Here is a 13,729-nt window from a genome sequence, read left to right as displayed (position 1 = left end):
CGGATTTCTCTTCGGGGAAATCTTTTGAGACTGAAGACAAGTGCAATTGTTCTCTAACGAGAAGGATTGCGCTTTTTTTGTTCGACTCGCATCGTTTTCCTGGGACAAGCATCGCGCCGCTTCGCTTCGCTGCAGGGTCGCTCTTGCTTGTTTTTCTCTAGGAAGCGATGTCGAGTGAACAAAATGCTTCTCGGTCCTTCTTCCGGATATAAAAAATGACGCATTACACGCCACTCCTACAGGAAAAAGTGCGATTTTGCGCTGTCAGAGACAAACAAGACCCGTTTTCCTGCTCGAATGGAGCGGGAAAACTGGCTTGTATCTCGCCTGAGGAAAGGGCGTGAAAAGGTGTGTCATTCTTTGAGTCAGTTCATTTGTCTACAATCTGAAAGGATTTCTCTTCGAGGGAATCCTTTTTTTGTTGCATACGAAAAAATATAGTACGCTTACATAGGAAAAGGGGGAGAAAAAGTTGATTCGTTGTATACTGATCGATGCGGATGACACAATCATTTTGACCGATGATGTAAGTCGGATACAGGAGTCGGGCATCAAACGTTATTTCGTTGATTTCGATCAACCGACAGACGCAGAGAAGCAAAAATTGATTGAGGTTTTTGATTTTCATCCACTGGCGATTGAAGACTGTTTTCATTATTTACAACGTCCGAAGCTCGAGTATTATGCGGATCATAGTTTTTTTGTCCTTCATGCACTTGATGAAGGAACGTTGATGAGTCGAGAGATCAATTTGTTCGCAAGTGATCGGCATCTTGTTAGCTACCATGAGCAATCCTCGCCGGAAATTGACGTCGTGTTTGAACAATACAGTCATTGCCTACACACACAAGAAACGGTCGATCTCGTACATAAAATCATGGATAAGATCGTCGACGGTTATTTTCCGATCGTCCATGCGACAGAAGATGAATTGTTTTCGCTTGAGGAACGCTATCGATCACGCGGAAACGATCGTCGGTTGATGGAAGAAATTTTCGAACTAAGAGCGCAGTTACTTCGAATCTCACGGACGGTCATGCCGATGCGGGACTTATTGTATCGGGTCGTCGAATCGAAGCGGTTATCGATTCATCCGAAGAAGCAAGCATTCTTTCGCGATTTGTATGATCATTTACTAAAGTTATCCGAAATGATTGAATACAACCGATTGATGACATCTGAGTTTCGGGATAACTTCATTTCCCTCAACTCGTACCGGATGAATAGCATCATGAAGACGTTAACGATCTTTACGACGATTTTCATGCCGTTGACGTTCATCGCTGGTATATATGGCATGAATTTTGAACATATGCCAGAACTGACCACCCGGTATGGTTATTTCGTGACGTTAGGGGCAATGGGACTCCTTGCTTTAGGGATGATTCTGTTCTTCAAAAAAAATCGTTGGTTTGATGAATAAGGAGAGATGTAAGTGGATATTCGACAGTTACTTTTTTTACGACAATTGTCGAGCAAGGCTATAACTTAACGCGTGCTTCGAAACACTTGTCGATTTCGCAACCGGCGCTTAGTCAGATGATTCGCGACTTCGAACAGCTGGAGCAAGTGGAATTATTCATTCGAAAGCACGGACGGTTGACAGGGTTATCGGAAACGGGACGTCAATTGTATGAAGATGCGAAGATCGTTCTGACACGTCATCAAGCATTGATGGGGCATCTGCGCGAACGCTCAAACGTCGTCCGAGGGAAAGTCCGTCTCGGAATCCCTCCTGTCATTCTCCCTGTGTTATTTTCACAGTTAATCCCGAAGTTCATGGCGGAACATCCTGGGATTGAACTCGAAATCATCGAAGAAGGGGCGTTTGAACTCAAACGTCGACTGCTACTTGAAGAACTCGATTTGGCCATTTTGATCGAACCAGGTGAATCCTATGGCATTGAACGTTTTCGATTGATTGAAGATGAAGTCGTCGTTGCCGTTCGCCCAAATCATCCGTTTCAAGCAAAAGAAGCTCTATCTTATAGTGATATCGGAAATGAACCACTCGTCATCTTAAATGATCGATTCATGTTACATCATCAAATACTATCGGAGTTTCGCAAAGTGCAGCAAGAACCGAATATCTTCTTCATGTCTGGTGCATGGGACTTGTTGATCGGGATGGTTCAAGAACTCGACGTCATCTCGATCCTACCGGAACCGATTCTGCGGTTTCATCATGCGGATGACATTAAAATCATCCCGTTCGAGCCGCCGATGTTATGGGATGTCTCGTTGAACCGACTTGTCGGGACAGAATTACGCCCAGTCGTCCGGCACGTCCATCAATACATCGTCCACTATTTTCAATCGTTCTGGCCAACGCCTGTGCGGTGAAGAAAATACAAAAGACCGGAACGCGTCGCGCTCCGGTCTTTTGTATGGATTGATCATGTTTCATGACGTGACGTGCTGCGTCAGATTGCGAATCTTTGCGGCAGCTTGTTTATAAGGTGTCAGTGTCTCTTGTGCCTGTAACGTCGCACGTTCACTCTCGAGTTGTTCGAGTGCTTGACGTAACAGGTGCTCTGAAAGGGATGTTAAAGAGACATCAAGATGTGCCGTCGCGACTGTCAGCAAACGCTCTTCTTGAGCAGTAGTGTATGCGAGTGCTTCTTGTTTAGTTAACGTCGCCAGTTCTTCCTTCAGTTGTTCTTTCTCATTCTTCTCAAAGAAGGCTTTCGCATTCCGGAAGTGGCGTTTGACACCAATATAAGGGGTTGCATCCTCGAAGGGTCCGTCGAACGACATTTCGTTCAACCGAGAGACCGTGACAGGCGCCAGCTGGAAGGATTCGTTCCATTGCTCAAGCAACTGTTGCTCCTCTTGCTGACGACGGACTAAGGCCGCTTCGAGCCATTGGTCGACGCGGAAATGCGTGACCCGGAGCTCCTGCTCAAAGTCGAACCGGAGGAATGTCAACAGTTCCGTCAAGGCTTCTTGTAGTGCTACCCCTTTACTCGTCTGAGCAAAACGAACGGGATTATAGGCTTCTTTGAAGAAGTCAGGGAAACGGTAATAAATGCGTTGTACGACATGGTGCAACAGTTCATGAATCTCTGCTTTGAGTGCAGGTTCGATCAAAGTAGCACGATTGTCCTCGAAACGATCGGTGACCTGCTGTTCTAAAGCAGACAGCTCAGCCAACCGTTCTTCTTTTCGCAACAGATTCGCTTCAGTCGCAGCGATAAATCGTTCGAGTCGCTGGACGGTCTTTTCCGTCTGCTCAGACAACGATACTTTGGCGAGACCGGTCAGATCCTCCGCTAGGAAGTGATGGAATGCCTCCTCGAATTCAGGTAAACCGGAAGTTGAATCCGATCGCTCTTGTTGCTTTTCCGTGAGACCTTGTAAGCTCGAGACTCCATACAGTCGGGGCGACCGAATCCCGAAGCGTTGCAGTTCCGTAGCGACATAGTTCAAGACATCTTGACGTTCGCTTTCTGACGCAGCGAGATCAATCGCATTGACGAGGAAGAACATCTTATCGAGTTCGAATGCATCTTTGACACGACCAAGTTGAATCAAGAATTCACGGTCAGCGCGAGCAAAGGCATGATTGAAGTACGTGACGAACAAGATTGCATCCGCATTTTTGATGTAATCGAAGGCGACATCGGTATGACGGGCATTGATTGAATCCGCTCCTGGTGTATCAACGAGTGTCACGCCGAGACGAGTTAAGGGACTATCATAATAGAAGTCGATGACATCGACGAAACAGCTTCGCTCTTCCTGTGCGACATATTGTTTAAAAGCTTCTTGATCGACCGTCTGGACGGTACCGATGAATGATTGAACGGTTGGGAATCCTGTCAAGAAGGCATGCAAGAACGGATCCGTCAGCGATGCGGCACGTGGTAAGAGCGTATCGTATGCCTGTTTCGTTGACTCGAACGTCATCGTTGCGACCATCGCTTCATTTAAGTCTTCAAGCATCGCTGCTTCCGACTTGAATGTGACTTCTGCCACGCCGTGTGGGTGTGCAGTGTCAACGGGATGAATCCGGTTGATGGACGCGGTCGTTGGGTTCGGAGAGACGGGGAGGACCTTCTCTCCGAGCAAAGCATTGCAAAACGATGATTTTCCGGCACTGAAGGCACCGAATAAGGCAATCGTGAACGATTGGTGTGTCAGTCGGTCCAATTTGTCATTCAAATAAGCGACGGCTTCTTCAAAGCCCTGTAGACCATTCAGATGATGACGGATTCGAGCGACGTCTTCCGGTGCATAACGGACGGCTTGTTGCTCACTGATCGTCGTCGCAATTTCAAACGCAGTAGTTTTTGTCACCGATTCATACCCGGTAAAGGAGACGATTGCCGCTTCTTGCTGAATCAATTGCTCCTCCCAGATTGAAACTTGCGTCCGAGCCTGTTCGAGTTGTTGGTCGGATGGACTAGCAACGCCATGCTCATATCGTTCGAGTGCTACGGTAGCTTGTTGCCATGCTTGAACGCTATTCCATTTATGCTGTAGTGACGTCTGTTGTTGCAATAGCTCAGATTGCTGTTTCGGGAAAGTTGTCGTCAACTCTTGACGAATAAGCTCACGCCATGCATTCGTTTGCTTGACGAACCAAGCTTGTGTCTGTTCGGCGACACGATTCGTGAACTGGAGCACCGATTCACCCGTGATCGTAATGCCAGTCGGCAGGGCACTCTCGAGTACGGAAAGCGGCGGGGCGAGTGAAAGCTGATCGATCGCGACGATATGCATATCCTGCAGGAGACCAAGGTCGCGTAACGATTGTTTCATCAAGTTACGTAAATGGAGCGAAATCTCGGAAGCGGTCACCGTCTGATAGGCACGCAACACATCTTGTGCAATCTCTGCTTGAGCCGCTTCCGTTTTTTTTGTACTTCGGAACAATCCGACCTTGAAGTCGCGTTGGCGTGACTCGAGGAAACGGCGCATCTTCTCGCGTAATTCGAACGGCATCAATGTCGCATTTTTCAATAGTTGATCTCGATGCAACGAAAACGTCTGTACCCAGCGGTCCGGCTGACGTGCTTCTAATTGTTGCGAAACGTGGGCTAATTCGGTTTCGATCGTCTCTGGATCACGTCGTTCAGCGTCATTCAATTGTTCAGCCATCGTCTCGTGGGCTTCTGAGACGAGACGTGTGAGATAACGTGTATGCTCTTGATGAAGACTTTCAAGCGTTAAAGCGGCAGAAGCCAACAACTTCGGTTGAGCATCACGAATGCTTTGTTTGACGAGCTGTTCGACTTCCATGAAATCGTTATACGGATGATCTGGTTTCCGCAGGCTCGTAAAGAAGATCCCTTTCGGCGCGACACCATGTTCAGCGAAAGATGCATGGACCGAGCGGCGGAAGACGTCGAATGATAGTTCATCTTCACGATGTTTATCGATTTGATTGACGATTAAATATAGTTCCGGTACGGCAGCTTGTAATTCATTCGTCACCATGAAGTTCAATTCAGATTGAACATGATTGTAGTCCATGACGTAAAACAAGATGTCAGCCAAGTGAAGGGCGGATTCCGTTGATACACGGTGGGCATCATCGACCGAGTCGACGCCTGGTGTATCCATCAAGACGAGACCAGGAGGCAGATTGGACGCAGCATGCGTCAAATCGATTTGACGGACATCACCACTCTTCCCAAGTGTTTTAAGATGCTCCTCTTGCTCTGTTGCTGTCAGACGAACAGAAGGCTGTTCGTGAAAGTGAACGATCGCTGAATCAGTGTCCCCTTGCTGAAGTGTTACGATGTTCGCACTCGTCGGAATCGGACTTGTCGGTAAGACCGATTCACCCGTCAAGGCGTTGATCATGCTTGACTTTCCAGCCGAGAAATGACCAGCGAAAGCAATCGTGAACTCTCGTTTCAATAGTTTCATAGCGAATTTATCTAGTTTATCTAAACGGAGTTGATCCGTTGAAGGTTGAATCAACGTGGCGAGTGAAGCTGTCGCTTCGAGTTGGTTCGATAATCGTTCCTCAAATGAGCGCATGCAATGAAACCCCTTTCTTTCAGTCATCGTTCAGTGTATCACGATTTTTTTAGTTTCGTCATCCTTCTGCAAGCGACAAAAAACGATCCGCCAAGGAAGAGGCGGATCGTTTTAATCGGGATCAAGATGACGGAACGATTTCGTCCGCGCGTGTCGATTCTTGTTCCGTCGAATGAATCCGGCGCAACAAGTGTAATTTGAAGAGATACATGACGAGCAGGTGAACATTCGCCTGTGTTGCCTTGTAGAGTATCCACGGTAGCGCAGGGACGAATTCATGGATGGCGATGATACATTCCTGCGTACCGGGAATTTGCCGGAATTCAATCCGGCCACGGCTGTCTTGCTCGACTTTTGCGAACAATCCGCCGGTAATCCGGTATGTCGCCATTTGTCGATCGTGAACCGGTTCCTTCGTCAATTCAAGCAGCGGTTGTTCGTAAAACGGAATGTGGATTCCAACGACTTGATCTTTCACGGTTGACGATAGGAAGGGGCGGGCAAATGATGACAACCAGTTCATATAATCGTCAGCTGCCCAGTCGGCATCGCGATCCTTTGGCAAAAGAACACGTTGTACCGATCGGACGTCAAGGACGTCTGGTGTCGAAGACGACGAGGAAGAAGATCCTTTTTGTTCCTCCTCCTCTTTTAACGCATCTCGGACTGATTGTTCGAATGTGATTTTGCCGTCACTGATGCCGGGAACCATTTTTTCAGGATCTGCGACCATCTCATGGACCATGCTTTCAACGAGTGGATAGACGGTTTCTTTTGGTTCTCCGGACACGAGTGTCACCCAAAGGCGGGATAATTTAACGGTCAATAAAGGAATATCGATGGTCGGTTGTCGTTTTCCCATGATGTCAGCAGTTCGAAGGATCATCTCTTTATAGGTCATCGCTTCCGGTCCACCGATATCGATTGCCCGGTCTTTAACATCATCGCGATCGACACTTTCACCAAGTGCATGAATGACATCCGGTAAAGCGACGGGGTGTGTCTTGTTACGTGTCCATCGTGGGAGTGCCATGACGGGGAGGCGTTTGACGAGCTTCGATAAGATTGGGAAAGATGAGCCTTTTGGACCGACAATCAATGCGGCACGGATCGTCGTCACCGGTGTGCCATAAGCACCAAGAACGCGTTCGACCTCGAGTCGGCTCTTTAAGTGACGCGATAGATCTTCTGTTTCCTCAGGAATGATACCACTTAAGTAAATGATTTGTCGGATACCATTTTCTTTTGCTGCACGGGCAAAGTTATCGGCTAACAATAAGTCCATGTTTTCAAACGATCCTTGTGTCAATTTAGCAGAAGGCATCATCGAATGAACGAGGTAGACAGCGATGTCCGCTCCTTTCATACCAGCAATCGTATCGTCTAGAGAAAAGAGATCGCACGATCGCCATTCGACACGTTCCTCATTGTCCTTATCATCGCCGTTTCGAGAAAGGGCAATGACGTCATATTTTTTCTTCAGTTCGTTTAGTAGATTATGACCGATGTAACCGGTAGCTCCGGCTAAAGCTAGGCGCGTTGGCATGGATGTAAACTCCTCTCTTATATCTGTTGTAATGTACCCCCAATCGTGTCAGTTCAATCGCAAGAGGATACGCTGAGATGATTCAGTTAGATGGAATAGGGAATAAAAATATAAGGAAAAGAATCAACAGGAAGAATGAAAAACAAAGGAGGCTTCAACCATGCAGACGATACAATTCATGCAAGCGGAACATGAACGACGATTCGATCTGTTGTGGAGACGCTTAAAGCCGAAACAACGAGAAGATGCAGCGATGGTCTCGATGCTGTATCTCGCAACAGGACAGCCACAAGTGCTTGAACGATTCTCGGATTATTTCTTTCCGGATAGTGGTGAGTTTTTTGATCGTGAATTTCTGGCAGAACCCTATCCAAGTCCAGCGTTAGAAGCGATCATCCACTTGATCGTCCAATTGTATAATGGACGAACGACGATCACGATCATCGAGCTGATTGAACGATTGGATGAGCAACAGATGTCGCTCGTACTCGAAGCGATTAAATTGCGGGCTTACGGATGTCAGATGTTACAAAAAGTCGCGAAATCGTAATGGTACACGTATATGAATCCGATCGACGAAGAGACTTCCTGATTCGTCGTCGGATTTTTTATGATGGAAGAAAAGTTGTAAGTTCAAGAATCGATGAGAAGTTGTTCGTAAATCAGAGTTCAATAAAATAAATCGTCCTGAAAATAAAAGCTAAGTTTATTCACGAAGAACTAATTGAGGTGGGCGACGACTGGAAATAAGATGAAAGTATCAGTAAAAGGTGGTTTATCTATGGAAGGAGTGACATCATGCAGCTCAAAGAATCGATCTACTTTCACTCACCGATCTTCATCCAAAACTTGTTGACGACTTTACAAGGACGTCGCCTGTTCCACGAACGATATGGTCCAGCCTATCAACAACGCCTACAAGAACTGAAGCAGAAGTTAGGACGACCGAATGATGTACGAGCGGAACAGTTGCATCGATTAAACGACTTCCTTTCTTTTTGTCGAACGCATAGTCCGTATTATCAGGAATTGTTTTCCTCTCTTGCGTTAGAGCTCCCTCTACGATCGATTGACGAACTAACACAAATTCCTCCTTTGACGAAAGAAATCTTACGACAACAAAATGAGGATGTCCATGCGCGCGTCCATGCTCCGATTCTCGGGAAAACGGGCGGTACGACCGGCAAATCGATTCAAGTCCATTACACGAAAGAAGACATGCAAATCCGCATGGCGCATCTCGACTTTTTCAAATGGACACATGGCGTCGATCAAGGGATGCGCCGCGCGAGTTTTACCGGTCAAACCCTTGCCTCACCACAACAAAAGGCACCGGTTTATTGGCGGACGAATAAAGTCATCAATCAAATGTTGTTCTCGATCAAAAACATCAATCCGAAAACCGCAGCCGCATATATTGAACAGCTCAATCGGTTTCAGCCGGAATCGATTGATGGTTTGCCTTCAGGAATGATCGAAGTTGCACGATATGCTAAAAAATATGGCATGACTTGCACGTTTCGTCCAAAAGCGATTTTTCCGACGGCTGAGATGATGACGGCAGATGAGCGAGCACTTGTCGAGGATGTTTTCCATGCGCCCATATATGATCAATATGCGTCTTCAGAAGGGGCGCCGATCGTCGCCGAATGTCCGTATGGCAAAAAACATTTACATTATGAGATGGGAATCATTGAACGCGATGAGGATGGCGAAATTCTCGTGACGAGCTTCGATACACATGGTACACCGCTCATCCGTTACCGGGTCGGCGATCGTATGACGTTCAGTCAGGAAACGTGTCCTTGTGGTCATCAAGGTCCGATCATCGCTTCGATTGACGGACGAGGACGAAGTTTCATCCAGTTACGAAATGGACACCGTGTCTTTGAAGGGGAGCTCGCGGGAATCGTTCGAGCATTCCCGAACTGTATCGAACGTGTGCAATATATTCAAGAGACGCGGGATGAGATTGTGTTATTGTATGTACCAGATGAACGGTGCTTCGAAAAAGAACACGAGAAGAAACTCTTTTTCGTTCTGGATCGATTGTTTGAAGGACAACTGAATGTCGTCATGCGCGCTGTACCAGAAATTCCGAAAGAAATCAGTGGAAAAACATTACTAATTAAACAACAATACGCTGGATGAAATATTTCATGCAAAAATATAAGAAACGAGACGCCCCTAAGATGGGGTGTCTCGTTTTTCGAATATCTCGTAAACCGTTCGAATTATGATCGCGGACGAACCGGGACCCAAATTGCTGATTGATAATCGGCGGCATATGGATCGCCTGCCGAATAGACTTCGAGGTCTGCATGAAGTAACGGTTCATAATCATGTGACGGAAGCCACTCTTGATAGATACGTTGCCACATCACTTGAATGGCGTGTGGCATTGGACCGACGACCGGAAACGTCGCCCAAAGACCAGCAGGAATCGTCATCGTTTCCTGACCGGGTAGGACTTCCGTTGTTGTCGTCGCAATCCAATAATCCATCGATGCTTCGGTGAAATTGGAGCAGACACCAATCACACCTTCAATCTGACCGTCATTTTGTTTGAACAACGTAGCATCTTGACCAGAATGATTCACATCATTCCAAAACAACGGAATCAGTTGTTGTTGGGCACCATCTTGCGTCGAGAAATGTTTTCGCCATCCTGAAATCTGTAAAGCCGGTGTTCGATGAGTTGGTAATCCATTTGCTCCAGTCCCTTCAAGGTCACCTGAATGCTCAGGCGGTTATAGGCGTGAATCGGACGTCGCTCGCTTCGCATCAACGTCGGGGAACAACCATGCTGACGTTTGAAAGCTTTTGTGAAAGCTTCCGGTGTCTCATATCCAAAACGTAAGGCGAGATCGATAATTTTTTCATCCGTCTGTGTCAAATGTTGTGCAGCAAGCGTCAGACGTCGCCCCCGGATGTATTCAGGTAAGGTCATCATCGCAAGTAAGGAAAACGTTCGTTGTAAAGGATATGCCTGTATCTGAGCAACATTTGTTAAAACGTTGAGATCAAGCGGTTCCTCTAAATGATCCTCGATATAATCGATGACGCGTTGAATGGATTCGAGCCACATCTTGTCACCTCCTTGTCTTTAGTATATTGGTGCAATGAGCAACTGACCTGTCCAAGGCAAACACAATTTGTCAGGGTTTACTCTTCCCTGATTTTGTTCTATTCCTGTCAGATATAGCAGGTATCGTAAAGTAACGAGGACATGGGTATCAAAGAGTAATCTACAATCGCTTTCCTCTATTTCTCTACCAGCTGTCCACCTTCTAATTATTTCTCATCATACCTCGTTTAAACATATATTTTAAAATACACGCGTTATTAGTACTTCTAAAGGTGTACCACTTTAAGGGTATGTTAGATTACCTCAGTCATTCAAATTATTTTCGATATCTCTTCCCTTTTGTAAAAGCCATTTTTTATTTTCTTTGTCTTTTACGATGATAAAATCTTCTGTTCCTTTAACAGCATAGATGGTGGACCCGACTGAAAAGAGATTCGATTGACTGTTCGCTTGGGGCATTTCATGAGCTTTTGTTTTCTTTAATATCGTACTAATTTTTTCTCCTTGTTTTTTAGATGCGTCCAATTCAGCTTCTGTTCCGTTATATTCTTTATTGTTCACAATGACGATCATGGCATAACTTGTTTCATCCTCTATACCGGTTTGATTGCATCCGAATAAAAATCCGATGAACACAATGACGAATATCTTTTTCATCGGAACCTCCTTATATAAGTATTCGTTGAATAGTAATGTAAATTCATGATAGGTAAAAGTCGCTTTCTTTACCAAGTATAAGGTAAAATCAGGAAAAGGAGGGAGATAGATGAAACCTCGGATTTTATTGTTGGGCATGTTCCATCTCGATCGCCCGACCAATGGTGACATGATTCGTCCAGCAATTTTTGATGTCGCGTCAGAGAGAAGGTAACGAGAAATTCAAGAAGTCGTTGCTCGATTGAATGCATTTCGACCGACAGGCGTTGCTCTTGAGACGGCTCCTGAACGCATGAGTGACCTGCAACATACATATGAAACCTATCAACACGAGAGCGATTTAACCGAAAATGAACGACAACAAATCGGCTTTCGCTTAGCCCGGATGGCAGGAGTAGCAGATCTCCATGGGGTCGATTGGAACGAGATCGTACCCGGCGTACCGGATTTAGGAATCGTCCGTTCACATCATCCGGAAGCCTTTGAGACGATCGTCGCGACTGAGATGAATCGGACTGAACAGTTAGAGCACGCGATGGAGCAGTTATCCTTCTCCGAATGGCTCGATCGATTGCACGCTGAAGAAACGATTGCGGCGTCGGCTGAGGTCTATGATCAAATCGAACGACTGGAGAGCGGGCGGATTTGGGTTGAACGCTACTGGCGAGTCCGTAATCAAAAGATTGCAAATCGTTTACTGCACCTCGCTCAGGCGAACGAACGAATCGTCTGTTTGTACGGTGCTGCGCACCTCCCGTTATTACGACAATATTTGAATGAATCGAACCAAGTCGAAGAGATGACGTGGAATGATTGGAACAACGAAAAGGAGTGTATGTAAATGCTATTTCACTACCATATTTGGACACCACATTTGGAAGAAACAGAAGCCTGGTACACGGCACGCGGGTTTCACGTTTCTCAGCGGATTGGGAAGAAAGACGGAGAATTTTCGTCGTTTAATCCACCTCTGTCATGGGATGATTTTCGAACGGATCAAATTTTATTCCGAATCATTGAAATGAAACGGAGAGGGGTCAATGTGACGATCGGATTCGGAAAAATAGTTCGCTTCGATCACATCGGATTTTTGATACAGCCTGGTGACTTACAAATGATCCTTGACCGTGCAGAAACACTTTCGTTTACAGTCCAACCGAATGAGCGTCGGACGTTCTTGCAGACACCATACGGATTACGGATTGAACTGCAAATCCATGAAGATGCGATTGCGGATACGGATGGAACGACACTTGAGCGTCTGATCCTAGCGACGCCGCTCGAAGGATTAGAGGCGGATTTAGCGAAACTGTTCGATCAACCGGTTCCGCAAATTCAAACCGTCCGCGGGGAGAAGACCGTCTTGCAAGAAGCAGTCTTTTCCGACGGATCGCTAGCAGGCACGGATCCGAACGGTGTTCAGCTCGTCTGCTCATAATCAGCGAAGACTTTGATCGGGAGATCTGGTGTTTTCATTAAGCTAGCGAAGCAACTGGCAAGCTCCGAAAACGAAGTCTCGTGTTCGAATAAAGCGGGCAATGTCGCGTGACGATCGTTGGAAAAGAGCCAGTCCGCATGCTTGCGGTAGTCCCAACCGTCACTCGATGCAACGATCTGAAATTCTTTCGCGTGAAATGCGGGCGTCAACGTCAAGGCTTCCCGGTTGCCGTCCGATAAGACGCAGATTGCACCATGAGGACGGACAGCAGACTGAAGCTCGGCAAAGGCCGCTTGACGTCCGGAACATTCGATGGCGGCGTCATACGTGTCTGAATCCGGCGTGACGATGTGTGCGCCTAATTGACGTGCTAGTTCAGCTCGGGAGGCGAGCGGCTCGATGATATCTATCTGGCGAACGTTAACGTAATGCCGTAAGTAATGTACCGTAAGCAAACCGATCGTACCCATTCCAGAAACTAAGACGCTTGTGTCGGGCGTCAATGTCAGCTTTCGAACGCCTTTTGCCGCGTCACAAGATAGAATCAGTAGCAAGGCTTCACGTGGTGAGACATGAGCAGGAACCGGAATGACCTTCGACTCAGGTACGACCGCTTGATCTTGATGACCATAGAAGCTGACGACCCGATCACCGGGCTTGACGGTTTGGACGGCGTCACCAACAGCAAGCACCTTACCGTAACTTTCATATCCGGTCTCTAGCGGATAGACATAATCGGTTTCAGTCATATCTTGTTCCAGCCATTGGGGAAGTTCGGCACCGATACTGATGGCACCGGCAAGGGTGCGGACGTGGACGTCATGGATGCCGAGCGGCGGTAGGTTCCGAACAAGATAACCAGGTGTCTTTGACTCCACAAGACAGCAAATCGTTGTAGTGTTCAACATGTAAACCTCATTTCATTGTTGGATTGATGACATATGGATCAAGCATATACCACTTTACTTGTAAAATATAACAATTCGAAACCAGAAATGAGGTAGAATAA

At 46.7% G+C, this 13,729-nt stretch carries 12 protein-coding genes; 6 read left to right on the top strand and 6 right to left on the bottom strand.

Annotated elements, in window-relative coordinates; genetic code table 11:
- The first annotated feature begins 472 nt into the window (after positions 1-472).
- Together corA and HZS85_RS05655 are read left to right on the top strand one after the other, a co-directional pair.
- Positions 473-1,423, top strand: coding sequence for a magnesium/cobalt transporter CorA (gene corA / locus HZS85_RS05660; protein WP_214854220.1), 951 nt, complete (start codon positions 473-475; stop codon positions 1,421-1,423).
- Positions 1,420-2,343, top strand: a complete 924-nt coding sequence (locus HZS85_RS05655) for a LysR family transcriptional regulator (protein WP_313635514.1) — start codon at positions 1,420-1,422, stop codon at positions 2,341-2,343. Before corA ends, HZS85_RS05655 begins: the two co-directional genes overlap by 4 nt.
- A gap of 60 nt (positions 2,344-2,403) precedes the next feature.
- Here HZS85_RS05655 and HZS85_RS05650 read toward each other — a convergent pair whose 3' ends face one another.
- Both HZS85_RS05650 and HZS85_RS05645 read right to left on the bottom strand, forming a co-directional pair.
- Positions 2,404-5,991, bottom strand: a complete 3,588-nt coding sequence (locus HZS85_RS05650) for a dynamin family protein (RefSeq protein ID WP_214854215.1) — start codon at positions 5,989-5,991, stop codon at positions 2,404-2,406.
- Positions 5,992-6,112: 121 nt separating this feature from the next.
- Positions 6,113-7,537, bottom strand: a complete 1,425-nt coding sequence (locus HZS85_RS05645; RefSeq protein ID WP_214854213.1) for an NAD(P)H-binding protein — start codon at positions 7,535-7,537, stop codon at positions 6,113-6,115.
- A gap of 160 nt (positions 7,538-7,697) precedes the next feature.
- On the opposite strand from HZS85_RS05645, the gene HZS85_RS05640 reads away from it, so the two are divergent.
- Complete coding sequence (locus HZS85_RS05640; RefSeq protein ID WP_214854211.1) at positions 7,698-8,087, top strand: hypothetical protein; 390 nt, start codon at positions 7,698-7,700, stop codon at positions 8,085-8,087.
- Positions 8,088-8,335: 248 nt separating this feature from the next.
- Positions 8,336-9,688, top strand: a complete 1,353-nt coding sequence (locus HZS85_RS05635; protein ID WP_214854209.1) for a phenylacetate--CoA ligase family protein — start codon at positions 8,336-8,338, stop codon at positions 9,686-9,688.
- Between the two features lie 83 nt (positions 9,689-9,771).
- Here the strand turns inward: HZS85_RS05635 and HZS85_RS05630 are convergent, their stop codons facing one another.
- The 3 genes from HZS85_RS05630 to HZS85_RS05620 all read right to left on the bottom strand — a co-directional run bounded on the left by HZS85_RS05630 (position 9,772) and on the right by HZS85_RS05620 (position 11,282).
- Positions 9,772-10,212: a GyrI-like domain-containing protein gene (locus HZS85_RS05630; protein WP_214854726.1), complete on the bottom strand. Its 441-nt coding sequence runs from the start codon at positions 10,210-10,212 to the stop codon at positions 9,772-9,774.
- Positions 10,158-10,625, bottom strand: coding sequence for a helix-turn-helix domain-containing protein (locus tag HZS85_RS05625; RefSeq protein ID WP_214854207.1), 468 nt, complete (start codon positions 10,623-10,625; stop codon positions 10,158-10,160). Before HZS85_RS05625 ends, HZS85_RS05630 begins: the two co-directional genes overlap by 55 nt.
- Positions 10,626-10,928: 303 nt before the next feature.
- Complete coding sequence (locus HZS85_RS05620; RefSeq protein ID WP_214854205.1) at positions 10,929-11,282, bottom strand: hypothetical protein; 354 nt, start codon at positions 11,280-11,282, stop codon at positions 10,929-10,931.
- Positions 11,283-11,523: 241 nt separating this feature from the next.
- On the opposite strand from HZS85_RS05620, the gene HZS85_RS05615 reads away from it, so the two are divergent.
- Both HZS85_RS05615 and HZS85_RS05610 read left to right on the top strand, forming a co-directional pair.
- Entirely contained in the window at positions 11,524-12,123 is a 600-nt protein-coding gene (locus HZS85_RS05615; protein WP_214854203.1) for a DUF5694 domain-containing protein, read from the top strand.
- Positions 12,124-12,720 carry a hypothetical protein gene (locus HZS85_RS05610; protein WP_214854201.1) on the top strand — a complete coding sequence of 199 codons (597 nt, stop codon included), beginning with the start codon at positions 12,124-12,126 and terminating at the stop codon, positions 12,718-12,720. It begins immediately after the preceding gene.
- On the opposite strand, the gene HZS85_RS05605 is transcribed toward HZS85_RS05610, so the two are convergent.
- Positions 12,702-13,628 carry a zinc-dependent alcohol dehydrogenase gene (locus HZS85_RS05605; protein WP_214854199.1) on the bottom strand — a complete coding sequence of 309 codons (927 nt, stop codon included), beginning with the start codon at positions 13,626-13,628 and terminating at the stop codon, positions 12,702-12,704. The genes HZS85_RS05610 and HZS85_RS05605 overlap by 19 nt on opposite strands.
- Between the last annotated feature and the right edge of the window lie 101 nt (positions 13,629-13,729).

This window comes from Exiguobacterium sp. s130, assembly GCF_018619055.1.
Lineage (GTDB): Bacteria > Bacillota > Bacilli > Exiguobacteriales > Exiguobacteriaceae > Exiguobacterium_A.
The sequence above is the reverse complement of the archived record's forward strand: the minus strand, read 5'-3'. Positions and strand labels throughout refer to the sequence as shown.

What these genes read in the sequence shown, in the direction of transcription:
- HZS85_RS05650 (WP_214854215.1), bottom strand. Translation starts at nt 5,991, where the DNA reads ATGCGCTCATTTGAGGAACGATTATCGAACCAACTCGAAGCGACAGCT.
- HZS85_RS05645 (WP_214854213.1), bottom strand. Translation starts at nt 7,537, where the DNA reads ATGCCAACGCGCCTAGCTTTAGCCGGAGCTACCGGTTACATCGGTCAT.
- HZS85_RS05640 (WP_214854211.1), top strand. Translation starts at nt 7,698, where the DNA reads ATGCAGACGATACAATTCATGCAAGCGGAACATGAACGACGATTCGAT.
- HZS85_RS05635 (WP_214854209.1), top strand. Translation starts at nt 8,336, where the DNA reads ATGCAGCTCAAAGAATCGATCTACTTTCACTCACCGATCTTCATCCAA.
- HZS85_RS05625 (WP_214854207.1), bottom strand. Translation starts at nt 10,625, where the DNA reads ATGTGGCTCGAATCCATTCAACGCGTCATCGATTATATCGAGGATCAT.
- HZS85_RS05620 (WP_214854205.1), bottom strand. Translation starts at nt 11,282, where the DNA reads ATGAAAAAGATATTCGTCATTGTGTTCATCGGATTTTTATTCGGATGC.
- HZS85_RS05610 (WP_214854201.1), top strand. Translation starts at nt 12,124, where the DNA reads ATGCTATTTCACTACCATATTTGGACACCACATTTGGAAGAAACAGAA.
- HZS85_RS05605 (WP_214854199.1), bottom strand. Translation starts at nt 13,628, where the DNA reads ATGTTGAACACTACAACGATTTGCTGTCTTGTGGAGTCAAAGACACCT.